Source organism: Afipia clevelandensis ATCC 49720 (assembly GCF_000336555.1).
GTDB classification, from domain to species: domain Bacteria; phylum Pseudomonadota; class Alphaproteobacteria; order Rhizobiales; family Xanthobacteraceae; genus Afipia; species Afipia clevelandensis.
In genome coordinates, this window is the sequence record NZ_KB375281.1 from 2,722,415 (window position 1) to 2,743,232 (window position 20,818).

Here is a 20,818-nt window from a genome sequence, read left to right on the forward strand (position 1 = left end):
TAGCCGATGGCGCTTTCGCGTTCACGCCGCAACGACAGCGGCTTCAACTACTGGCCGGGCTTCGTCGATGCGCTGTCGACGCTGGTGCTGGCCGTCGTGTTCCTGCTGTCGGTGTTTCTTGTCGTGCAGTTCTTCCTGTCGCAGGAGGTCACCGGCAAGGACAAGGCGCTGGAACGGCTGAACGCACAGATCGCCCAGCTCAACGATCTGCTCTCGCTGGAAAAACTCGGCAAGCTGAACCTCGACGAGCAGCTCTCGCAAATGCGCGCCGGACTGGCCTCGGCGGAAGCCGAGCGCGACCGTGTGAAAGGTCTCTACGATGGACTTGCCGGCGCCGGTGCGAGCGCGCAGGGCCGCGCTGTGGAACTCGGCAAGGCGCTGGAGTCCGAAAAGCAGGTTTCCGCCCGTGCGCTGGCGCAGATCGAGGTGCTGAACCAGCAGATCAGCGCGCTGCGCCGGCAACTCGCCGCGCTTGAGGAAGCGCTCGACGCTTCGGAAAAGCGCGACAAGGAATCCCAGACCAAGATCGCCGACCTCGGCCAGCGGCTGAACGTGGCGCTGGCGCAGCGCGTGCAGGAACTGTCGCGCTACCGCTCAGAATTCTTCGGGCGTCTGCGCGCCATTCTCGGCAACCGGCCCGATGTTCGCATCGTCGGCGACCGTTTTGTGTTCCAGTCCGAAGTGTTCTTCGATACCGGACAGGCTGTGCTGCTGCCGGAAGGACGCGCCGAACTCGACAAGCTCGCGAGCGCGCTGATCGACCTCGACAAGCAGATCCCGGCCGAGATCGCCTGGGTTCTGCGTGTTGACGGCCATACCGACGTGCGGCCGATCAACAGCCCGCAGTTCAAGTCGAACTGGGAATTGTCATCGGCGCGCGCGATCTCGGTGGTGCAATATCTCGTGTCGCTCGGTGTTCCGGCACAGCGTCTGGTGGCAGCGGGCTTCGCGGAATTCCAGCCGCTCGATCCCGAAAAGACCGAAGAGGCCTTCAAACGCAACCGCCGCATCGAACTCAAGCTCACCGAGCGATGAGCGAACCCTTCACGCTGCGGCCCTATAGCGCCAGCGATGAAGATGCCGCAATCGCCCTGTGGCATCGTACCTGGAGCCAGGCCTATCCCTCGATCGACTTCGCGCAGCGGCTGGAAGTCTGGCGCGCGCGCTGGCGCAACGAGTTGGTGCCGATGGCGCAGATCGTCGTGGCGGAGCGGGACGACGCCATGGCCGGCTTCGTCACCATCGATTCATCCGGCTATCTCGATCAGCTTGTGGTCGCCCCCGAAACCTGGGGATCGGACCTCGGCAATCTCTTGATCGCACAGGCGAAGGCGATGTCCCCGCGCGGCATCACGCTGCTGGTCAACACCGACAACGCCCGCGCCATCCGCTTCTATGAGCGCAACGGCTTCGTTCATACCCATGACGACGTCAATCCGGTGTCGGGACGCAAGGTCTGGGGCATGGCGTGGAAGCCGTGAGCATCACGCCGCTTCCAATAGCGCCACCGTGCCCTGCCCGCCGTCGGCGCAGATGCTGACAATGGCGCGGCTGCCCTTCGGCATCGCCGCCAGCTCTTTCACCGCCTGACTGAGGATGCGTGCGCCGGTCGCACCGAACGGATGGCCGAGCGCAATGCTGCCGCCGTTGGGATTGACGCGATTGCGCGGAAACTGCCCAAAGTCCGCCGTCACGCCCACCTTGTCGCGAATGAACGCGGGACTATCCAGCGCCTTGATATGCGCCAGCACCTGCGCCGCGAACGCCTCATGGATTTCCCAGAGCTGCACGTCCGCATAGGTCAGCGATTGCCGCGCCAGCAGGCGCGGGATCGCATAGGGCGGCGCCATCAAAAGCCCTTCGGTACGGAAATCCACCGACGCGATTTCCCAATCGACCAGTTTCACACGCGCCGTATTCGCGGGAAGTTTTTCCAGTCCCTTCTGCGAGGCGACCCAGATGCTCGATGCGCCGTCGGTCAATGGCGATGAATTACCTGCCGTCAGCGTGCCCTTGCCGCTCTTGCGGTCGAACGACGGCGGCAACCGCGCCAGCTTCTCCAGCGACGTATCCTTGCGCGGGATGGTGTCGCGGCGCACGCCATCAAACGGAATCACGAGATCGTCGAAGAAGCCGCGATCCCACGCCGCCACCGCGTGCTGATGGCTTTCCAGCGCGACCTGATCCTGCGCCTCGCGCGAGATGTGCCATTCCTTCGCGGTGATCTCGGTGTGCTCGCCCATGCTCATGCCGGTGGTACGGTTGCTGACCGCTGGAATGTAGAGACGCACATCACTGAGCTTGAGGTCGATGGCATGGGTAAGTTTTTGTCCGAGCGAACGCGCGGTCTGGAACTGACGCACCCAGTTCGACAGCGACATGCCGAGACCAAGCTGCACCTGGCTGAGACTGTCGACACCGCCGACCAGCGCAAGGTTTCGCACCTCGCCGTCGATCATTCCGGCGGCTTCAAACACGCCCATCATGCTGGTCGAGCAGGCCATCACCGTGGAATAGGCCGGCACCGTCGCATCGACGCCGGCATCCATGAGAATTTCGCGCGCGATGTTGCTCCAGGTGAGATTGGGCACGACATTGCCCCACACTGCGAAATCCGGCTTCGCGCCGCCAAGACGTTCGATCATGTGTTTGACCACCGGCACTGACATCGCGATGGCGTCGACATTGCTGAGGGGGCCGTCCACCTTGGCAAAAGGCGTGCGCAGGCCCGCGGCCAGCCAGATGTCGGATTTTGCAGATTGCGCCATACACTTAACTCCGGGCTCGAACGCCCTGTCAGGCGCGCCCGGAGACTAGTCGATCACCCGCAGGGCGTACAAGCCGACGGCGGCATTCGATCGGACCATCAATGCACGGCCAGCAGCGCCTCGTTTCGCAGCCAGCCAGCGGTCGCGGCCTGCTTCCAGCTTTCGCAGGGAATATCCATCGCGCGATAGAGCGGCTTTTCAAAGCGAACCTGCCGCCAGTCGCTCGCCATCCCGCCGAACGTGTAGCCGGCCTTGCGGGCGAGACCGATCATCTGCTCGTTGTTGCGGAAGGTTTCGCCGAACAGCCGCAGCGCGCCGAGCGCTGCCGCACGGCATTCCAGATTCGACAGGATCGCCGATCCGATCCCCTGGCCCTGCCACTCGTCACCGATCGACAGCCCGAATTCGGTGTTCTGCGTGTCGGCATTGTAGCTGTAGCGGGCCTCGCCAACGATGGTATCGGCGCTATCGACCCGCATTTCGGCGATGACCGCGAAGCGGCTGCCCTCACCGACATGAAGCGTCTTGTCGAGCTCCGACGGCGGCAACTCGCTCACGGCGCCCATCAGCCGATTGTAGCGCGACTGCCGCGACAGTCCGCGGAAGTAGGCCATCAGCCCGTCGGCGTCTTTCTGTTCGATGAAGCGAACCGTCAGCGGCTGCCCGCTCTTCAGCCGCACGATATCAGTGTAGCGGCCGAGATTGGTCAGGACGGAACTGTGATCGGGCTGGGCGAACATGGCACGCTCCATCAACTCATTTTCCGACTTTGCCGGGCGTAAACAGGGGACCGGGTCCGGTTCAGCGAACCGGACCCGGTGGCAGGGGATTACTCACGCCAGAACGGCTTGCTGGCCTCGAAGGCGAAGTCGCTCCAGCTCGCGCCGACATCGTGGAAATCACGATCACTGAGGTGAGCCAGTTCAGCCCGCCGCTTGGAACGCTCGCTCCAGGTGTGCAACAGGTCGGAGATCGCGGCCGCAACCGGGTGAGGGATTGACGAGTGATGATGATTTGTCATCAAGTTGGTGGTGGTAGCAGACATTGTAGCCTCCTAAAACGAATTCGATGCTAGGAATATCTGCTTCAAACCCCCTATTGACAAACGACACGTTGTCCCTCGTTATATGAGATAATCTCATATATGAGAGGCTACATGGTCGCCCGATTGCCCTCCCTCAACGGTTTGCGCGCGTTTGAAGCCGCGGCGCGGCATCTCAGCTTCACCCTTGCGGCGGAGGAGCTGAACGTCACCCAGACCGCCATCAGCCATCAGATCCGGCGGCTGGAGGAGGAACTGGGCCTCAAGCTGTTCATCCGGCAAAGCCGGTCGCTGGCGCTGACTCCGCAGGCCGCCGAGTATCTTCCCGGCATCCGCGCCGCGTTTCAGGACCTGCGCACCGCCACCGACCGCCTGCTGCGGAAAGGCGACGATCGCGTGCTGACGGTCAGCACCCTGACCTCGCTGGCGGTGAAATGGCTGCTACCCAGATTGTCGTCGTTTCAGGAACAGCATCCGGAGATTGACGTCCGCATCACCACCTCGACCGAACTGGTGGATTTCCGCACCACCAATGTCGACGCGGCCATTCGATACGGACAGGGGCGATGGCCGGGGCTGGAGGCCGAATGGCTGATGGCGGAACATCTGTTTCCGGTATGCAGCCCCAAGCTGCTGACCGGCGAGCGCGCGCTGCGGCAGCCGGAAGACCTCGCGCATGCCACGCTGCTGCATACGTCAAGCACCGTCGACGACTGGCGTCTCTGGCTGACCGCGGCAGGCTTGCCCGCGCACCTGTCGCAAAATCGCGGCCTGACATTCGATCTCGCCTTCATGACCATTCAGGCAGCGATTGATGGACTCGGTGTTGCCATGGGCCACACCGCCTATGTCGCAGATGACGTCGCCAATGGGCGGCTGGTGGTGCCGTTCAATGTCACCATGCCGTCGGCGGGCTATTATTTTGTCACACCGCAAGACCGGCCGGTGACGCCGAAGCTCAAGCTGTTTCGCGACTGGCTGACAACGGTGTCGGCGCAGCAGCCTGCGTAAGATCCGAAAGGAAAGCTGCGGCATGCCTCAAGCGCGCCGCAGCCCTTCAGAACTCAGGCCCGCGCCCGCATCTCGCGCGCCGCCGCGACCATGTTGACCAGCGCAGGCCGCACCTCGGCCCAGCCCCGGGTCTTGAGACCGCAATCCGGATTGATCCAGAGCTGGTCCTCGGTCAGCCGCTTGCGGGCAAGCAACAGCAGTTCCGTCATCTCGGACACATCCGGCACGCGCGGCGAATGAATGTCGTAGACGCCCGGGCCGATTTCGTTCGGATACCGGTAAGTGACGAACGCATCCAGCAATTCCATCTTGGAGCGCGAGGTTTCGATGGAAATCACATCCGCATCCATCGCACCAATGGCGTCGATGATGTCGTTGAACTCCGAGTAACACATGTGGGTGTGGATCTGCGTGCGATCCGCCACGCCGGACGCCGCGATGCGGAAGCTGCCCACCGCCCAGTCGAGATAGGCTTTCCATTCCGAGCGGCGCAACGGGAGCCCCTCGCGCAGGGCCGCCTCGTCGATCTGGATCATGGTCGCGCCGGCCTTTTCAAGATCGGTCACCTCATCGCGGATCGCGAGCGCGATCTGCCGGCAGGATTCGCTGCGCGGAATATCGTCGCGGACGAACGACCAGTTGAGGATGGTCACGGGGCCTGTAAGCATGCCCTTCATCGGCCGCTTGGTCAGTGACTGCGCATACGTCCACCATTCCACCGTCATCGGCTTTGGCCGCGACACGTCACCGAACAGGATCGGCGGACGGACGCAGCGCGAGCCGTAGCTCTGCACCCAAGCATGCTGGGTGAAGGCGAAGCCGGAGAGCTGCTCGCCGAAATACTGCACCATGTCGTTGCGCTCGAATTCGCCATGGACCAGCACGTCAAGGCCGATCTCCTCCTGCCATGCCACCGCGCGCCGGGTTTCCTCGCGCAGGAACCGGTCGTACTCGACCTGATTGATCGTGCCCTTGGTGAAGGCGGCGCGCGCCTTGCGCACCTCGCTGGTTTGCGGGAAAGAGCCGATAGTCGTGGTCGGGAACGCCGGCAGTTTGAAGCGGTCGCGCTGAACCTGCGCACGCGCCGCGAAGGCGCTGCGGCGATTGGCCATGTCCGCCGTGAGCGCGGCAACACGATCGGCCACCGCCTTGTTGTGAACTTTTGGCGACGACTGGCGCGAGGCAGCCGCGGCAGCGGACGCTGCGAGTTCGTCCTTGACCACGTCGCGCTGGCCGGAGAGAGCTTTTCCGAGCGTGGACAATTCCGTCATCTTCTGCAGCGAGAAGGCAAGCCAGCTCTTCAGGTCGGCGTCGAGTTTCGTCTCCCGGTCGAGATCGACGGGCACATGCAGCAAGGAACATGACGGCGCAAGCTGAATGCGATGCGCGCCGACCTGTTTTAGAATCGGTTCAAGCCGCTCCAGCACGTTCGGCAGATCGCTGCGCCAGACATTGCGACCGTCGATCACGCCAAGGGAGAGAACGCTGTCAGCGGGAAGCAGGTGAATGATCGCTTCGGCCTGAGCCCGGCCGCGAACCAGATCGAGATGAATCCCCGCCACCGGCAGCCTGGCCGCAAGAGCGGCGTTGTCATCCAGCGCACCGAAATAGGTGGCAAGCATGATCCGCAGACCGGGAACCTTCAGCGCGAATTCGCTGTACGCCGCCCTGAGGGCAGCCTTCTCGGCAGCATCGAGATCGAGCACAAGGCACGGCTCGTCGATCTGCACCCAGTCCGCTCCCTCCGCAGCGAGCCTCCCGAGCACATCAATGTAGACCGGCAGCAGTTTCGGCAGCAGCGACATCCGGTCCGGCAACTCGCTCTTGCCGAGTTTGAGAAACGTCACCGGCCCCAGCAGAACGGGCCGGGTCTGATAGCCGAGCACCTTGGCTTCCCTGTATTCGTCAATCGGCTTGGTCGAGGACAGCGCGAAGGTCTGATCCTTCGCGAACTCCGGCACCATGTAGTGATAGTTGGTGTCGAACCACTTGGTCATTTCCTGCGCCGGCGCACCGTGGCCGTGATGCTGATGGGCGTGACCGTGTTCGCAGGCTTCGCCGTCGCCCTGCGAGCCGCGCGCCATTGCGAAATACGTCGCCAGCGAAACCGGACCGCCCTTCCAGCCGTAGATGGCTGGAATCGCGCCGACCATCACGCTGGTGTCGAGCACCTGATCGTAGAACGAGAAATCGTTCGACGGGATGACTGTGACGCCGCGCGCCTTCTGGCGCGCCCAGTTGTCCGCGCGAAGCTGCGCGGCGGTTTTGACGAGCGCAGCCTCGTCGATCTTGCCCGACCAGAAACTTTCCAGCGCGGTCTTCAGTTCGCGATGGGGGCCGATACGCGGCGTGCCCAGCGTAGCGACGGGAATGGAAGCAACAGAAGACGAATTTGACATCGGCAAACCCCGTGATGTTGGGGCAGGGCCGGACATGCGCGAACAACAGCGACGGCGGCGCCGTCCTCTCGCAAGCGACACACCGGGGCACCCCGCCCGTGGACGTTATGTGATCGCGGCAGGTCTCCTGGCTCACGGGTCGCAGCCTTGCGTCCGCCTTCCCGCGGCGCGCGCCGCAGTGGCATCAATGGACAAGGCTCGCCGCTGACAGTTGCGGGGGCAGCTCCGGGATCGCGGATCGTCTCCGCTCACCGGATTCCCTCTTAGCTTCCGGTCTCGAAAGACCGGCAGAACCACGATGCGAAGGTTATGCGGGAATGGCGCGAAGCCGGTCAAAGGGAAAACTTCCCACTGCGCGGGCGCAAACCGCGGGCGCGACACCAGTGGGCAGCGCCGTTTGCGCGAATCCTTCAGTGATTCGGATTTCTCCGGCCGGTTTCGCCGCGCCAGCCGAAATCAGCCCCCGCGTGGAGAAGTGGAAGGACGCTCGCGCAATCCAGAACGGCCCGATTTTCCAGCGCTTCGGGAATAGCGGGGACGGCTCTTAATCTTTTCTTGACACTTTGCGGTTCGTATCACCACATATGGGTGTCACGGTTCCACTAGTCTCAAAATCTAGTGGCTAAGATGGGAAGCCGGTGGGCTGCATCTCTTGCAGCGAATCCGGCGCTGCCCCCGCAACTGTAAGCAGTGAGTTGAATCCGGCCGATGTCACTGATGCGATTTCGCATCGGGAAGACAGGATTCAACGCCGACCTGCGAGCCAGGAGACCTGCCGCGACACCGAGAAAACGTCCACGGACGGGGTGTCCGGCGGCCGCGTGCAAACGGCTGTATGGCCGTGTGCTCATGCGCCTTCGATTCCCCGTTACTTACAAAAGCATCACGGGGTCATTCGATGTCGCTCAACCTGCATTCCACAAAGAACGAAAATCAGCCGATCATTCAGTTGAGTCTCGAATCGCTTGCGCAATCCGCGCCGAGCGAACCTGCCATGCAGGTGATCCGCCGCAACGGCACCGTGTCGAAATTCGATCCGTCGAAAATCTCGATCGCGATGACCAAGGCATTCCTCGCCGTCGAGGGTCACACCGCAGCCGCCTCGCGCCGCGTGCATGAAATCGTTGAGCAACTGACACAGGAAGTGACTACCGCCCTCACCCGGCGCGTTGGCGAGGGCCGCACCTTTCACATCGAGGACGTGCAGGATCAGGTCGAACTCGCGCTGATGCGCAGCGAACATCACAAGGTGGCCCGTGCCTATGTGCTGTATCGCGAGGAGCGCGCCCGCGAACGCGCCGAGAAGATTGTCGCGCAGAAGGCCCCGGCCGAACCCGTCTTGCATACGACGCTGGCGGATGGCACGCGCGTGGTCCTCGACACCCGGCGGCTGGAAGCCATCATCGCCGAAGCCTGCGCCGGTCTCGACGGCGTCGATGCCGCCCTCGTGCTCACAGAAGCGCGCCGCAATCTCTACGATGGCATCGGCCAGGACGAACTCGCCCTCGCCTCGATCATGGCCTCGCGCACGCTGGTGGAACAGGAGCCGAATTATTCCTACGTCTCCTCTCGCCTGTTGCTGGACAAGCTGCGCGGCGAGGTCCTGAGCTTCGTGCATGCTACGCCCATGACGGCGACACAGGCCGAAATGGCCACCCGCTACGCCGAGTATTTTGCGGCCTATGTGAAAGTCGGCATCCAGGCTGAACTGCTCGACCCCGAACTCAGCCGCTTCGATCTTGCGCGGCTCGCCGCGGCGCTGAAGCCCGAACGCGACCTGCAATTCCAGTTCCTCGGGCTGCAGACGCTGTATGACCGGTACTTCCTGCACGTCCGCAACCGGCGGATCGAACTGCCGCAAGCCTTCTTCATGCGCGTGGCGATGGGCCTTGCCATGCGCGAGATCGACCGTGAGGCGCGCGCCATCGAATTCTACAATCTGCTCTCGTCGTTCGACTTCATGGCTTCCACCCCGACGCTGTTCAACTCGGGCACGCTGCGCCCGCAGCTCTCGTCCTGCTTCCTCACCACCGTGGCGGACGATCTCGACGGCATCTTCAAGTCGATCAAGGACAACGCGCTGCTGGCAAAATATTCCGGCGGTCTCGGCAATGACTGGACGCCGGTGCGCGGCCTCGGTGCACACATCAAGGGCACCAATGGTGAAAGCCAGGGTGTGGTCCCGTTCCTGAAGGTCGCGAACGACACCGCGATAGCCGTCAATCAGGGCGGCAAGCGCAAGGGCGCGGTCTGCGCCTATCTCGAGACATGGCACATCGACATCGAGGAATTCCTCGACCTGCGCAAGAACACCGGCGACGACCGCCGCCGCACCCACGACATGAACACTGCCAACTGGGTGCCGGACCTGTTTATGCAGCGCGTCGAGCAGGACGGCGAATGGAGCCTGTTCTCGCCGGATGAAACGCCGGACCTGCACGACCTTTACGGCCCGAAGTTCAAGACCGCTTATGAAGCTTATGAAGCCAAGGCGGACCGCGGCGAAATGCGCGTGTTCAAGCGCGTCCGCGCCACGGACCTGTGGCGGCGCATGCTGACCATGCTGTTCGAGACCGGACATCCCTGGATCACCTTCAAGGATCCCTGCAACCTGCGCTCGCCGCAGCAGCATGTCGGCGTGGTGCATTCCTCCAATCTCTGCACCGAAATCACACTCAACACCTCGGCGGATGAAGTCGCGGTCTGCAACCTCGGCTCTGTCAACCTGCTCAACCACACCACGGGCAGCGGGATCGACCACGACAAGCTGAAGCGCACCGTCACGACGGCCGTGCGGATGCTCGACAATGTGGTCGACATCAATTTCTACACCATCCCCGAAGCGCGGCGCTCCAACCTGCGTCACCGCCCGGTCGGCCTCGGCCTGATGGGCTTCCAGGATGCGCTGCATGCACAGCGCATTCCGGTCGCCACCGAGAAGGCCGTCGCCTTCGCCGATGAAAGCATGGAGGCGATCAGCTATCACGCCATCTCGGCCTCCGTCGATCTTGCCGCCGAGCGCGGACGCTATCCCTCGTTCGATGGCTCGCTGTGGTCGCGCGGCATCCTGCCGATCGATTCGATTGCGATCCTGTCCGACGCACGCGGCGGCGCGACCTTCGACACCTCGACAACTTTGGACTGGTCGAGCCTGCGCGAGCGTGTGCGCGAGACCGGCATGCGCAACTCCAATGTGATGGCGATCGCGCCGACGGCGACGATTTCCAACATCTGCGGCGTCGCGCAGTCGATTGAGCCCGCATACCAGAACCTCTACGTCAAATCGAACATGTCCGGCGACTTCACCGAGGTGAACGAGTTTCTGGTGCGCGATCTCAAATCACGCGGGCTGTGGGACGAGGTGATGGTCTCCGACCTGAAATATTTCGACGGCAGCGTCGGCCAGATCGACCGCGTGCCGGACGACCTCAAGGCGCTCTACGCCACCGCCTTCGAGATCGACACCGCATGGCTGATCGAAGCCGCGGCCCGCCGCCAGAAGTGGATTGATCAGGCGCAGTCGCTCAATCTCTATATCGCGAATCCGTCAGGCAAGAAGCTGGACCAGCTCTATCGCCTCGCCTGGAGCCTTGGCCTCAAGACCACCTATTACCTGCGCTCGCGCAGCGCCACCCATGTCGAGAAATCCACACTCAAAGGCACCGACGGCAAGCTGAACGCCGTGTCGGCAACGGCCACGGCGGCCGCTGCCCCGATCATTGTGCCGCAGGCAGGAAAGCAAACCGACTTTGCGGAGGCCCTCGCCTGCTCGATCGACAATCCCGACTGCGAGGCGTGCCAGTAACCCTCGCCGTCATTGCGAGCGAAGCGAAGCAATCCATGGCGACGAAAGAAAGCTGGATTGCCTCGTCGCTACGCTCCTCGCAATGACGATAACCGCCAATATTGAATACGAAAGATAATCCCATGCTCGACTGGTCAGACTCAACATCATCCGCCACGCCATCGGCCGCCGCGATCTTCAACACACCACCCGGTGCCGAACAGACTGGCCTCGGCACCATCGACCGCAGCGGCGGGCGCGTGTCCGTCGACGAAAAGCGGATGATCAACTGCCGCGCCGACGTCAACCAGCTCCTTCCGCTCAAATACAAATGGGCGTGGGAAAAATATCTCGCCGGCTGCAACAACCACTGGATGCCCACCGAAGTCTCGATGCAGGCGGATATCGCGCTGTGGAAATCGCGCGACGGACTGACCGAGGACGAGCGCCGCGCCATCAAGCGCAATCTTGGTTTCTTCGCGGCCTCCGAAAGCCTTGTCGCCAACAACATCGTGCTGGCGATCTACCGCCATCTCACCAATCCGGAATGTCGGCAATATCTGCTGCGGCAGGCTTTCGAGGAGGCGGTGCACACCCACACTTTCCAGTACGTCGTGGAAAGCCTCGGTCTCGACGAGGGCGAGCTGTTCAACATGTACCGCGAGGTGCCCTCGATCACCGACAAGGCGGCCTGGGCGCTGAAACACACGCAAAATCTCGACAATCCGGATTTCACCACCGGAACGCTGGAAAGCGATCAGGCGTTCCTCCGCGATCTCGTCGCTTTCTATGTCGTGTTTGAAGGCATGTGGTTCTACACCGGATTCGCGCAAATCCTTTCGCTCGGACGGCGCAACAAGATGGTCGGCATCGCCGAGCAGTACCAGTACATCCTGCGCGACGAGAGTATCCACCTGAACTTCGGCATCGACGTCATCAACCAGATCAAGCTGGAGAATCCTCATCTGTGGACGAAGGAGTTTCAGGAAGACGTCCGCGGCATGCTGAAGGAGGCCGCTGAACTGGAGGCGGCCTATGGGCGGGACACCATGCCGCGCGGGTTCCTCGGTCTCAATGCAGCGCTGTGCGAACAGTACATGCACTTCATCGCCAACCGCCGCTGCGCGCAGATCGGCCTCGCCCCGGTGTTCGCGGAAACCGACAATCCATTCCCTTGGATGTCCGAAGTGATGGACCTGAAGAAGGAAAAGAACTTCTTTGAAACGCGCGTGATCGAATACCAGAACGGCGGCGCGCTCTCCTGGGATTGAGATGGCAGGGAGCGGACCGGGCCGAAAGCCCGGCCTGCGCCTCTCGCCATAAATCTCGCCATGAATCTCACCACGGATCGCAGGCCACCGCCGGACCTTGCTGAAAGGCGCAAAAGCCGCGGTCAGCGGCAAAGCTACATTAATGTCTGTTTGCGAGACTGCCCCGATTGGGGAGATCCCGCTTTGGACGATTCATTTTTGATCAGATGCACCAAGTGCAAGGGAAGTTTCCGCGACAAGGCGCGGAGGGTCCAGAACGGATACTCCCGGCAATGCCCGATGTGCGAGCGCGTCCTGTTCTTCGAGGAAGGCACGCCCGACAAGAATGTCCAGAAGGCGCTGGTTGATGCGCGGCACCTGCGAAAGGCGCTGCGCGAGCATGAGGACGCCAAACGGCCCTCTGCTCCGTTCCGGTTTCGCCGATCCTGAAGACGGCATTCCTGCAAGGCAGGTCCCGAAAAGCCGATCAGTCGTTGTTCGCGGAAATCTGACTTCGGCAAAATTTGAATGAATGGCGCGCCCTGACGAAGTAAGTTCGAACGCGTTATTTGAAGATTTAGCGAACTGGCAGGCCCAGATAAAGGATAATCCGGAAGCCGTCCGGAGGCTCACCCCATGAGTGGCCCCGGACAGTCTATCGACCGATCTTCACCCCTTTCGGTGCGCTTTACCGACGCTGAAAAAGCTCGCCTGCGGGACTTGGCTGGCTCGAAGCCTCTTGGCCAGTATATTCGGGACCGGGCCCTCAACGGCCATTCGGAGCCCCGTGCTGCCCGAAGCAGCCCCATCAGGGACGCCGAAGCACTTGGACGGCTATTAGGGCTCCTCGGCCAATCCCGGCTATCCAGCAACCTCAATCAGCTTGCCAAGGCCGCCAACCTCGGCAGCTTGCCGGTCTCAGCCGAAACGGAAGCGGAACTTCGTCAGGCGTGCGCCGATGTACTGGAGATGCGTCAGCTCCTGCTCCGGGCCTTGGGCCTCCAGATCATCAATGAGGCCAAATCCCGGCTCCCGGTCGTAGAATTCTTCACGGAGGCTGCCGAGGGACCCGCCGAATGATCCTGAAGGGCTCCCAACGCGGCGGGCCTCGTCAGCTCGCCGCGCATCTCCTTAATGACAAAGACAATGACCACGTCACGGTTCAGGACATCCGGGGTTTCGTCGCCGGCGACCTGGCCGGGGCGATGGCGGAGACCGTTGCCATCGCGAAAGGCACCCGCGCACGTCAGCCTGTCTTTTCTTTAAGCCTCAACCCGCCCAAGGACGCCGAGTCATCGGTTACCCAATTGATGGAGGCAGTAGAGCGGGCAGAAGAAGCACTCGGCTTGCAGGGCCAGCCTCGCGCCATTGTTATCCACGAGAAAAACGGCAGGCGTCACGCGCATGTCGTCTGGTCGCGAGTCGACGCGGAATCGATGAAGGCGATCAATCTTCCTCATTTCAAGAACAGGCTCAAAGCACTTTCAAAGGAGCTTTACCTCGAACACGGCTGGCAACTTCCGGATGGCCATAAAGAAAACGGCTGGAAAAATCCTCTGAACTTCACGCTAGCCGATTGGCAGCAGGCAAAGCGCCTCGGACTTGATCCACGCGAAATAAAGCAAGTCTTTCGCGAGGCTTGGGCCCGCTCGGACAACCTAGCAAGTTTCAAGAACGCTTTGGAAGAGCGTGGCTATTACTTGGCCCGGGGTGATAGGCGCGTCATCGTTGCGACGGATGTGACTGGTCAAGTTTACTCCGTCGCACGGTGGTCTGGTCTCAAGACGAAAGATGTCCGCCAAAAGCTGGGCGATGGCGAACGTCTGCCATCTGTATCGGTGACACAGGCTGACTTGCATCACCGCGTCTCGGATCGGCTCCGCGACCACCTTCATAACGACAAGGCTGATCAGAAGGCGGCCCTTCAGGTGTTGAAGGATGACCTGCGAAAGGTCGTGATGAAACAGCGTGTCGAACGCGCCCGATTGCAGTCGGCTCAAAGCATTCGACGGGACAATGAGGTGAAAGACCGCGCAAGTCGCTTCCGTCGCGGTCTTGGCGTGGTGATCGATGTCTTGAGTGGGCGATACTTCAAACTGCGAAAGCAGAATGAGAGCGAGGCATACGCCTCATTCGTACGGGATCGTACACAACGTGAACGGCTCTACGAAGATCAACGGCAAGAGCGTGCGCCCTTCCAGCAGCGCATTGAGAATTTGCAAGAAGCGCAAAAAGTTCACCGCGCAGGTTTAGCTCAGCAAATCGCGTCAGTTCTTCGTGTAGCGCGCAGAACTGACCCCGGACGCGCAGATCGGAACAGGGACTATGAACTAGAGCTCGGAATATAGCTGTGAGGAACGCCATGAGGCGGCAATTATTATTGGCTAATGTCAGCGGGCTACCGGTTACGCATGAACCGCCCAACATGCAGTTAGGAACGGCGGACTGGCATCGCGGCGGTGGCCGCGCCTTCGGGCCGTTCAAGAGCGGGGATTTTTGGCTGGGTCGCTCGGAGACTGGAGAACTAATTGGCCTCCGCGACGACCGCCACGTTCTCCTCACTTGCGGGACGCGTGGCGGCAAAGGAGTTTCGTTTATAATCCCCAACCTTTGCATGTGGCCGGGCTCGGCAGTCGTTATCGATCCTAAAGGAGAGAACGCCGTCGTGACCGCGCGGCGGCGCGCCTTCGGCTCCGAATATTGCGATGGACTCGGGCAAACCGTTCGGTTGCTCGACCCGTTCAACGAAACGCGCTTGCCGGCCAGCAATCACGCTTCTTTCAACCCGCTCGATGCCCTTGATCCGAACGATGAAGAGTCGGTCGACGAAGCGGCCCGCATTGCGGAAGCGCTTGTCATTTCAGAGAACTCAAACGATCCGTTCTTCGATGAGTCTGCGCGGGCGTTTTTGAAGGCGACGATATTGCATGTCCGGACCTGGCCGGCGTTTCCAGACGCGAATCGTAATCTGATCACAGTTCGCAAGCTAATCATGGCAGGCGACGCTGAAGCCGCAGACCTCGCTGCATTGAATGGCGACAGGCGGTCAACGTCTGGTTTCGCGCTCTTGTTTGACGCCATGAAGCGTAATCGAGCGATGAGCGGGGTGATATCACGCGCCGGTGAGATGCTGGCTCATATGGAAGAGGCCTCCCCGCGTCTCTTTGGATCGGTGGCGCAAGTCGCGCGTACCAATACGGACTTTCTGGACAGCCCGGCGATGGCGCGGGTGTTGGCCTCATCGGTATTCAAGCTGAGCGAACTTAAGACGAACCCGCGCGGGACAAGTCTCTATATCACTCTCCCGCAACGCTACATGGAGACGCATTTTCGGTGGCTTCGCATGATGACGACGCTCGTCGTAACGGAAATGGAACGGGTCGAAATGCAGCCCGCCTGCGGACACCCGGTCCTGATGTTGCTCGACGAGTTTCCCGCCTTGAAGCGCATGCGGGTGCTGGAGAATGCCGCCGCGCAAATCGCGGGGTTCGGGGTCAAGCTCGTGTTTGTGACGCAAACCCTTGCCCAGCTCAAGGACCTCTACAAGGACAACTGGGAGACCTTGGTCGCGAATGCCGGGGTGAAGCTATTCTTCTGCAATGACGACAATTTCACGCGCGAGTATATCTCGCGTTCGATCGGCGAGCGCGAGATCGTGCGGAACGTTGCGAGCATTAGCGAATCCTTGGGTTCGTCGCAGTCGAACTCGACAAGCGTCAATTCCGGATCATCGGTAAGCTTTTCCCACACGGGCAACAACCTTTCGAGCGGGATCACGGTCGGCAGGTCGACCGGCGCGTCACAGTCGGTTACGGACGGCAGCAGCTTCTCACAAACGCGCGGCATTTCGCAGACGCTGCACAAACGAGCGTTGATAACGCCGGATGAGGTCGGAAGGCTGTTCGGCAATCCCGAGTCAATGCGGGCGATTGCGCTCGTGTCAGGTTATCAGCCGATGGCCTTGGTGCGCACGCCGTACTTCCGGGAATTCGCTCTCTCCGCCTGCTATGACAAACATCGGGCGCACAGTGCGCCGCCGCCCAAGCAAGTCATATGGCGCGTTCGCGAAGAGCAAAAAGAAAAGGAAGCGCTGGCCGAGTTTACTGCGCAGCGAAAGGCCGAGAACGACCGAATGGTGCACAATAATCGCATCCGCGACCGCGTGGTGGCGCAGCAGCGGGAGGCCTTCATCGCGCGGTGCGTCCGCATTGGTGTCGCCGCCGTAGTGGCTCCTCCCTTGTGTATCGGGTTGTGGGGGTTCGTAGCGATGTTGTTAAGATAAGCTTCATTGCCACATGCGTTGAGCTATTTCGCGCTCCTCGTCGCCAATGACTTCAAGGTAGATTGCAGTCGTCGCGAGGCTTGCGTGTCCCATCCATCGCTGCACGAGATTCAGCGGCACGCCAGACCTAACAGCGTGCACGCCGAACCCGTGTCTTAGTCCCTTTGGCGTGGCATGAATGCCCGGCGAGATTTGCGCCCTTTCCATGACGGCTTTCACCAGTTGCCAAGCCCGGCTGCGCGACCAGGTCCATAATCTTGTCCCGGGACAGCCTAGGCAATGGACGTCGCTGATCGATTTGATCAGCCATGGCGGGACAGGCACCTGCCGGATAGCGAGAACGCGTTTTCGTTTCTTGAGACAGCGGATCGCGATAAACGCCTCATCCCGTTCCACGGAAGCTGAAAACAGGGCCAATGCTTCGGAAATGCGGCAGCCGGTGAATGCCAGAACGAGGCAAAGGGTCCGAACCTGCGGTCGCGGCTCTTCCCAAGACGCCGCGACGAACCGTAGCCGCTCGGCCGGCGTCAGGTATTTTCGGCGACCTAAAGCGGAGTAAAGGCTGGCCGAATTGGTATGGGGGGATGCGCGCATCGCCGCTCCTTCATCGGCTCTCGCCGATCAAGTGCGACAGTCTTGCCTATTCTGTTGAATGGTCTGGGACGCAGTAATTCCGGGCCTTCCGGCGCGACCAGCAGGTCATCGATATCACGGTGAGGACTCGGGATCAATCGAGATCGCTAGGCGTTTCGATAAGGTGCGACAGAATAGGCAATTCTGTTGAACGCTTGTGACGCATCCATCGAAAGCCTTGGGATGACCTCAAGGCTTTTTTGATTCCGGGGCATGGCGAGACGACCGCTACCGGAGTTCGTCAAATGACGCTCGCTGCCCCCAAAGCCGATCAATGGAACCACCTGCCTGATATCCACGACGTGCCGCCGCTCAGCGGACACGACGAAGCCTGCCTTACTGCCGTCCGCGAGGTGCTGGCGCGGCACGGATGCCTGGAGCGTTTCGGCCTAACACTTCTGCATAAGCATTTCGGAATGAGTGACGACGAGGTGCTGGTCGAAGCCGTCGACGAACAATCCCGAACGCTTGTGACCAAGCCTGTTCGCATCGCCGATCTGTCGGGAAGGCTCGACGACTCCACCGCTACACAGTGGCACTGGAAGCGCGACCCGGACGGCGCATACGAGCAAATCTGCGTCTCGCGCTGTTTCCCCGGGAACTGGCAGTCGCCGGGGCACTCGAACCAGCACACTGGCTGGTAGCAAGGGAGTGACCGGTCATGCGTACAACGATCACGGCGGCAGCCGCGCTGCTAACAAGTCTCGGGTTCGCGCAAGCGCAGCAACAGGATATCGAGTGGAAGCAGATCATCGATGTCCCGAAAGGAATGTTCATCCCGCGCAGTAGCGGCGACATTCTCGGCATTGAGATTGGGGACGGCTATATCGCAGCCAAGAAAAAGCTGGATGCCCTACTGGCGGAAAGCGCGCCGGGGTCCTCGAACGGCATCAAGGAAGAACGCCGCGTCTTCAGGATGAGCGTCCCGGGTGCGTCGACCGTGGTCGCCGCGGCTTATGTGGCGAAGCTGGTTCTAACCAGGCAGGTGAAAGGCTCGGGCGCAAACACGTCCGAGGAGTCCATTCATGTGTACCTGACCGCCCCGTCGTCGGGGCAGCAAGTGGTGGCGATACAGCGATACACGGGATGGGCGGAAGCCGATCAGCCGCGCCTTAGCGACATCCTCGCGCAACTAAAAGCGAAGATGGGCTCCGATCCGCAAACGTTCCCGAGCCAGTCTGGGACGGTGCTCCGCTATCAGTACGACGAGGCCAAACCTTTCGCGCCCGCTCGGCCCAGTCCGATCACGTGCCAGACGTCGTTGCATGTCTTTAGCGACGCAAACCAGTTGCCCAACGTGAACCAGAGCGGTAATTGCGACGGGCTGCTGGAGATCAGTGTGACGTTCGGGATATCGCGCGACCACGCCAAGAGCATGGTGTTCACGTTGAACGATAACGAGCGGCTCAAGGCGAACATGACCGCCGACTTCAAATACGTGAACGCTTATATCCGCGACCTGCAGAACAGCACCCGCGGAACCGTTCCAAAGCTTTGACAGCAGGGCGAAGCCGCCTTACGGCGGCTTCGCGTTCAGATCAAAAGTCTCGGAACCCGTGGGGATAGCGAGCTTTGGCTTCTTCCCAGAACTTCTCTGCGTCGATCTCATCAAGCTCCTTATCCAGCGCGAAGATCAAGATTTGCTCGACTTCGGCAAGGGTGAGCGTCATGGTTTCCTCGCGTCTCATGACTGAGCTCCTTCGCTTTGCTCGTGCTCGCGCACCACGATGCGACCCGACAGCGGGTAGGCATCGAACTTCAGCGACAGTCCCTTGCCATCGCGGTTGGGCCAGCCTGCGCCGATCCGGGTCCAGCGGCTCTTTTCGCCTTCACCGATAACCTGCCAGACGAGGTGCGTCGGGCGTTTTGTTTCGTTCGTATTCTTGGACATTGTCATCTCCTTGCTTCGGATCGGGCTTGATTGCCCGGCCTTGCGGGGGACGACGAAAGCGGCAGCCAACGAGGGCGCGGGTCATACAGGCAACACGGGAGCGGCAGCGAATGGATCGGGCGGCCTGTTGAACCGTGCCCGGCTCCGCGTAAGAGAACCCGACAAGAAAGGCCGGAAGCGATTGAGACCTGATCATCGAAGAATAAGGCGATGCGTCCAGGCGAACGGGGAAAACCGCCTGCCACAGAAGGATGGTATCGGATGAAGACGAGCCCACTGGATCGACGGACTGTGCTGGCCGGCGCGGCGGCACTGGGTGTTGCGGCGTTCGTGCCGGCGCCGCGCCGGGCGCAAGATGCGCGAGCGCGGGTTGATAAAGTGATGGTAGCCGTCAGCGAGGCATTCGGGGTGACGGTCCGCGATATCTGTTCGCAGCGCCGTTCGCGTGATGTGCACCGGGCACGGGTGTGGGCCGCCTATTTAGCCTGCACGAAGACGGGCGCGACTGCTTCTGAAATCGGACGCCAACTTGGCAACCGCGACGAGACAATCATTCGGGCGTATGCGCGTGCCTGCGCGCGGCAGGTTGCCGCGAACGCTCAAATGGCTGCCTATTCGCCAGATTGCAACAGCGCGTCTAGGGGCTGACTAGGCCGCGCCGCGCGTGCGCCGCCGCTTGCTGGCTCGGCGTTTTTCTTCAACGCAGGATGCGATGACTTTTGCGGTGAAGGCGTCGGGCGTCAGCCCGGCTTCTTCTGCGGCTTGAAGACCAATGAAGCTTTGGTACCCGGTCTCGCTGAAGAAGGGCTTGTCGAGGTCAACGATATTCGCTGAAAACCCCGGCCAGAAGCTGACGCTGGACGCGAGAGACAAGATGCCGCCCATCTCGATGCGCACGCGCATGCCGTCGACGTCGATGACGAAGGATCCTGTCTGGCCCCACAGCGGGACCGCGCCGTCAGTCGCCTTGGTTTCAGCCTCCAGCGCCATGCCGGGTGCGCCTTCGGCGAGATAGCCGATTTCACCGTTGTTGAGACGCCGCGCCAACAGGCGCGCTTCCTCGCGGATACCCATAACGATGTCGATATTGCCATCCATCATGGCTTGGTGATGCTGCTCTATCATGGAGCGATAGAGCGCAACACCTTCGTCGATGTGATCGGGCAGATGTCTGGTTTCGCGCATCCATGCGCGGTCGCGGTTTTGCTGGTCAGCATGCGCCAGCAGCATATCGAAGCCGAGCTGGTTCATTGCACGCGCTCCTTGAGGGCCTGCGCGACGCTGCCGACCTCGCGGAACAGCTCCCACAATTCGAGGAGAAAGGACTCATCCCCGTCACGGCAGGTGATGGAAGTGCCGTCGAACCAGTCGAGAAACCAGTATTCGATGCGGTGGCAGGAATGGTCGAGATTGACAAAGAACCGGAATTCATCGGACGGGCCGCCCCAAGAAAGCTGGAAGCGGAAATAGCCTTCGCGCTGATCGCCGAACGTTCCCGGCGCAACGTAGTCGAAGGCAAGGCCGTAATTGAAGATCGTTTCGACGCCGGAGTCCTCGTATTCGAGTTGGTAGGCCTCCCACAACTGGTGCAGATCGTGGATGCGTGACCGCATCTCCCTGCCGATGGTACTTCTTCTATGCCTCATCTTCTTCGCCTTGTTTATCGGGTTGCACATGCAACCGACTAGCCACGCGGCAATGAGCGGGGGGTTGCCGTCACAGGCCGAAAGCAAAGGCTTGGCGCGGGCTGGAGCGAAG

General features: G+C 61.2%; 21 protein-coding genes and 2 riboswitches. Of the genes, 12 read left to right on the forward strand and 9 right to left on the reverse strand.

The window, feature by feature from the left end; genetic code table 11:
* Positions 1-6: 6 nt before the first annotated feature.
* Both HMPREF9696_RS13035 and HMPREF9696_RS13040 read left to right on the forward strand, forming a co-directional pair.
* Entirely contained in the window at positions 7-1,035 is a 1,029-nt protein-coding gene (locus HMPREF9696_RS13035; protein WP_002713489.1) for a peptidoglycan -binding protein, read from the forward strand.
* On the forward strand, positions 1,032-1,481 hold the full coding sequence (locus HMPREF9696_RS13040; RefSeq protein ID WP_002713490.1) for a GNAT family N-acetyltransferase: 450 nt from the start codon (positions 1,032-1,034) through the stop codon (positions 1,479-1,481). Before HMPREF9696_RS13035 ends, HMPREF9696_RS13040 begins: the two co-directional genes overlap by 4 nt.
* Before the next feature lie 3 nt (positions 1,482-1,484).
* On the opposite strand, the gene HMPREF9696_RS13045 is transcribed toward HMPREF9696_RS13040, so the two are convergent.
* The 3 genes from HMPREF9696_RS13045 to HMPREF9696_RS13055 all read right to left on the reverse strand — a co-directional run bounded on the left by HMPREF9696_RS13045 (position 1,485) and on the right by HMPREF9696_RS13055 (position 3,813).
* On the reverse strand, positions 1,485-2,768 hold the full coding sequence (locus HMPREF9696_RS13045; protein WP_002713491.1) for an acetyl-CoA C-acyltransferase: 1,284 nt from the start codon (positions 2,766-2,768) through the stop codon (positions 1,485-1,487).
* Between the two features lie 98 nt (positions 2,769-2,866).
* The gene (locus tag HMPREF9696_RS13050; protein WP_002713492.1) at positions 2,867-3,508 is read right to left on the reverse strand and encodes a GNAT family N-acetyltransferase; all 642 of its coding nucleotides are present in this window, start codon (positions 3,506-3,508) and stop codon (positions 2,867-2,869) included.
* An 89-nt stretch (positions 3,509-3,597) separates the two neighbouring features.
* Positions 3,598-3,813, reverse strand: a complete 216-nt coding sequence (locus tag HMPREF9696_RS13055) for a DUF1127 domain-containing protein (RefSeq protein WP_002713493.1) — start codon at positions 3,811-3,813, stop codon at positions 3,598-3,600.
* Positions 3,814-3,924: 111 nt separating this feature from the next.
* On the opposite strand from HMPREF9696_RS13055, the gene HMPREF9696_RS13060 reads away from it, so the two are divergent.
* Complete coding sequence (locus HMPREF9696_RS13060) at positions 3,925-4,821, forward strand: transcriptional regulator GcvA (protein ID WP_002713494.1); 897 nt, start codon at positions 3,925-3,927, stop codon at positions 4,819-4,821.
* A 53-nt stretch (positions 4,822-4,874) separates the two neighbouring features.
* On the opposite strand, the gene metE is transcribed toward HMPREF9696_RS13060, so the two are convergent.
* Complete coding sequence (gene metE, locus HMPREF9696_RS13065) at positions 4,875-7,220, reverse strand: 5-methyltetrahydropteroyltriglutamate--homocysteine S-methyltransferase (RefSeq protein ID WP_002713495.1); 2,346 nt, start codon at positions 7,218-7,220, stop codon at positions 4,875-4,877.
* Between the two features lie 100 nt (positions 7,221-7,320).
* A riboswitch (cobalamin riboswitch) is annotated at positions 7,321-7,533 on the reverse strand.
* 264 nt (positions 7,534-7,797) lie between these two features.
* Positions 7,798-8,014, forward strand: a riboswitch (cobalamin riboswitch).
* A gap of 104 nt (positions 8,015-8,118) precedes the next feature.
* On the opposite strand from metE, the gene HMPREF9696_RS13070 reads away from it, so the two are divergent.
* The 6 genes from HMPREF9696_RS13070 to HMPREF9696_RS21040 all read left to right on the forward strand — a co-directional run bounded on the left by HMPREF9696_RS13070 (position 8,119) and on the right by HMPREF9696_RS21040 (position 16,536).
* Positions 8,119-11,025 carry a ribonucleoside-diphosphate reductase subunit alpha gene (locus tag HMPREF9696_RS13070; protein ID WP_002713496.1) on the forward strand — a complete coding sequence of 969 codons (2,907 nt, stop codon included), beginning with the start codon at positions 8,119-8,121 and terminating at the stop codon, positions 11,023-11,025.
* 122 nt (positions 11,026-11,147) lie between these two features.
* Complete coding sequence (locus HMPREF9696_RS13075; protein WP_002713497.1) at positions 11,148-12,275, forward strand: ribonucleotide-diphosphate reductase subunit beta; 1,128 nt, start codon at positions 11,148-11,150, stop codon at positions 12,273-12,275.
* A gap of 279 nt (positions 12,276-12,554) precedes the next feature.
* Positions 12,555-12,704, forward strand: a complete 150-nt coding sequence (locus tag HMPREF9696_RS22040; protein ID WP_009734386.1) for a hypothetical protein — start codon at positions 12,555-12,557, stop codon at positions 12,702-12,704.
* A gap of 186 nt (positions 12,705-12,890) precedes the next feature.
* A complete protein-coding gene (locus tag HMPREF9696_RS13085) occupies positions 12,891-13,334 on the forward strand; it encodes a plasmid mobilization relaxosome protein MobC (protein ID WP_002713499.1) in 444 nt (147 codons plus the stop codon).
* Positions 13,331-14,602 (forward strand): relaxase/mobilization nuclease domain-containing protein, encoded by a 1,272-nt coding sequence (locus HMPREF9696_RS13090; protein WP_002713500.1) that lies wholly within the window; start codon positions 13,331-13,333, stop codon positions 14,600-14,602. The genes HMPREF9696_RS13085 and HMPREF9696_RS13090 overlap by 4 nt, the downstream gene beginning before the upstream one ends.
* A 14-nt stretch (positions 14,603-14,616) precedes the next feature.
* Entirely contained in the window at positions 14,617-16,536 is a 1,920-nt protein-coding gene (locus HMPREF9696_RS21040; protein WP_002713501.1) for a type IV secretory system conjugative DNA transfer family protein, read from the forward strand.
* 3 nt (positions 16,537-16,539) lie between these two features.
* Here HMPREF9696_RS21040 and HMPREF9696_RS13100 read toward each other — a convergent pair whose 3' ends face one another.
* The gene (locus tag HMPREF9696_RS13100; RefSeq protein WP_002713502.1) at positions 16,540-17,130 is read right to left on the reverse strand and encodes a tyrosine-type recombinase/integrase; all 591 of its coding nucleotides are present in this window, start codon (positions 17,128-17,130) and stop codon (positions 16,540-16,542) included.
* A gap of 284 nt (positions 17,131-17,414) precedes the next feature.
* On the opposite strand from HMPREF9696_RS13100, the gene HMPREF9696_RS13105 reads away from it, so the two are divergent.
* A complete protein-coding gene (locus HMPREF9696_RS13105) occupies positions 17,415-17,813 on the forward strand; it encodes a hypothetical protein (protein WP_002713503.1) in 399 nt (132 codons plus the stop codon).
* A 17-nt stretch (positions 17,814-17,830) separates the two neighbouring features.
* Entirely contained in the window at positions 17,831-18,667 is an 837-nt protein-coding gene (locus tag HMPREF9696_RS13110) for a hypothetical protein (protein WP_002713504.1), read from the forward strand.
* A 40-nt stretch (positions 18,668-18,707) separates the two neighbouring features.
* On the opposite strand, the gene HMPREF9696_RS21680 is transcribed toward HMPREF9696_RS13110, so the two are convergent.
* Together HMPREF9696_RS21680 and HMPREF9696_RS13115 are read right to left on the reverse strand one after the other, a co-directional pair.
* Positions 18,708-18,857, reverse strand: coding sequence for a hypothetical protein (locus HMPREF9696_RS21680; protein WP_002713505.1), 150 nt, complete (start codon positions 18,855-18,857; stop codon positions 18,708-18,710).
* Positions 18,854-19,060: a hypothetical protein gene (locus tag HMPREF9696_RS13115; protein WP_002713506.1), complete on the reverse strand. Its 207-nt coding sequence runs from the start codon at positions 19,058-19,060 to the stop codon at positions 18,854-18,856. Before HMPREF9696_RS13115 ends, HMPREF9696_RS21680 begins: the two co-directional genes overlap by 4 nt.
* Before the next feature lie 261 nt (positions 19,061-19,321).
* Between HMPREF9696_RS13115 and HMPREF9696_RS13120 the strand changes: the two genes are divergently transcribed.
* Positions 19,322-19,708 carry a helix-turn-helix domain-containing protein gene (locus tag HMPREF9696_RS13120; protein WP_040301432.1) on the forward strand — a complete coding sequence of 129 codons (387 nt, stop codon included), beginning with the start codon at positions 19,322-19,324 and terminating at the stop codon, positions 19,706-19,708.
* On the opposite strand, the gene HMPREF9696_RS13125 is transcribed toward HMPREF9696_RS13120, so the two are convergent.
* A complete protein-coding gene (locus HMPREF9696_RS13125; protein ID WP_002713507.1) occupies positions 19,709-20,311 on the reverse strand; it encodes a hypothetical protein in 603 nt (200 codons plus the stop codon). It abuts the gene before it with no gap.
* Positions 20,308-20,673: a hypothetical protein gene (locus HMPREF9696_RS13130; protein WP_040301434.1), complete on the reverse strand. Its 366-nt coding sequence runs from the start codon at positions 20,671-20,673 to the stop codon at positions 20,308-20,310. Before HMPREF9696_RS13130 ends, HMPREF9696_RS13125 begins: the two co-directional genes overlap by 4 nt.
* Positions 20,674-20,818 lie beyond the last annotated feature (145 nt).

Bases quoted from the DNA above. Each gene is read 5' to 3' on its own strand.
- HMPREF9696_RS21680 (WP_002713505.1), bottom strand. From the start codon at position 18,857: ATGAGACGCGAGGAAACCATGACGCTCACCCTTGCCGAAGTCGAGCAA.
- HMPREF9696_RS21040 (WP_002713501.1), top strand. From the start codon at position 14,617: ATGAGGCGGCAATTATTATTGGCTAATGTCAGCGGGCTACCGGTTACG.
- HMPREF9696_RS13075 (WP_002713497.1), top strand. From the start codon at position 11,148: ATGCTCGACTGGTCAGACTCAACATCATCCGCCACGCCATCGGCCGCC.
- HMPREF9696_RS13100 (WP_002713502.1), bottom strand. From the start codon at position 17,130: ATGCGCGCATCCCCCCATACCAATTCGGCCAGCCTTTACTCCGCTTTA.
- HMPREF9696_RS13070 (WP_002713496.1), top strand. From the start codon at position 8,119: ATGTCGCTCAACCTGCATTCCACAAAGAACGAAAATCAGCCGATCATT.
- metE (WP_002713495.1), bottom strand. From the start codon at position 7,220: ATGTCAAATTCGTCTTCTGTTGCTTCCATTCCCGTCGCTACGCTGGGC.
- HMPREF9696_RS13120 (WP_040301432.1), top strand. From the start codon at position 19,322: ATGAAGACGAGCCCACTGGATCGACGGACTGTGCTGGCCGGCGCGGCG.
- HMPREF9696_RS13035 (WP_002713489.1), top strand. From the start codon at position 7: ATGGCGCTTTCGCGTTCACGCCGCAACGACAGCGGCTTCAACTACTGG.
- HMPREF9696_RS22040 (WP_009734386.1), top strand. From the start codon at position 12,555: ATGTGCGAGCGCGTCCTGTTCTTCGAGGAAGGCACGCCCGACAAGAAT.
- HMPREF9696_RS13055 (WP_002713493.1), bottom strand. From the start codon at position 3,813: ATGTCTGCTACCACCACCAACTTGATGACAAATCATCATCACTCGTCA.
- HMPREF9696_RS13050 (WP_002713492.1), bottom strand. From the start codon at position 3,508: ATGTTCGCCCAGCCCGATCACAGTTCCGTCCTGACCAATCTCGGCCGC.
- HMPREF9696_RS13045 (WP_002713491.1), bottom strand. From the start codon at position 2,768: ATGGCGCAATCTGCAAAATCCGACATCTGGCTGGCCGCGGGCCTGCGC.
- HMPREF9696_RS13040 (WP_002713490.1), top strand. From the start codon at position 1,032: ATGAGCGAACCCTTCACGCTGCGGCCCTATAGCGCCAGCGATGAAGAT.
- HMPREF9696_RS13130 (WP_040301434.1), bottom strand. From the start codon at position 20,673: ATGCGGTCACGCATCCACGATCTGCACCAGTTGTGGGAGGCCTACCAA.
- HMPREF9696_RS13115 (WP_002713506.1), bottom strand. From the start codon at position 19,060: ATGTCCAAGAATACGAACGAAACAAAACGCCCGACGCACCTCGTCTGG.
- HMPREF9696_RS13090 (WP_002713500.1), top strand. From the start codon at position 13,331: ATGATCCTGAAGGGCTCCCAACGCGGCGGGCCTCGTCAGCTCGCCGCG.
- HMPREF9696_RS13060 (WP_002713494.1), top strand. From the start codon at position 3,925: ATGGTCGCCCGATTGCCCTCCCTCAACGGTTTGCGCGCGTTTGAAGCC.
- HMPREF9696_RS13110 (WP_002713504.1), top strand. From the start codon at position 17,831: ATGCGTACAACGATCACGGCGGCAGCCGCGCTGCTAACAAGTCTCGGG.
- HMPREF9696_RS13125 (WP_002713507.1), bottom strand. From the start codon at position 20,311: ATGAACCAGCTCGGCTTCGATATGCTGCTGGCGCATGCTGACCAGCAA.
- HMPREF9696_RS13085 (WP_002713499.1), top strand. From the start codon at position 12,891: ATGAGTGGCCCCGGACAGTCTATCGACCGATCTTCACCCCTTTCGGTG.
- HMPREF9696_RS13105 (WP_002713503.1), top strand. From the start codon at position 17,415: ATGACGCTCGCTGCCCCCAAAGCCGATCAATGGAACCACCTGCCTGAT.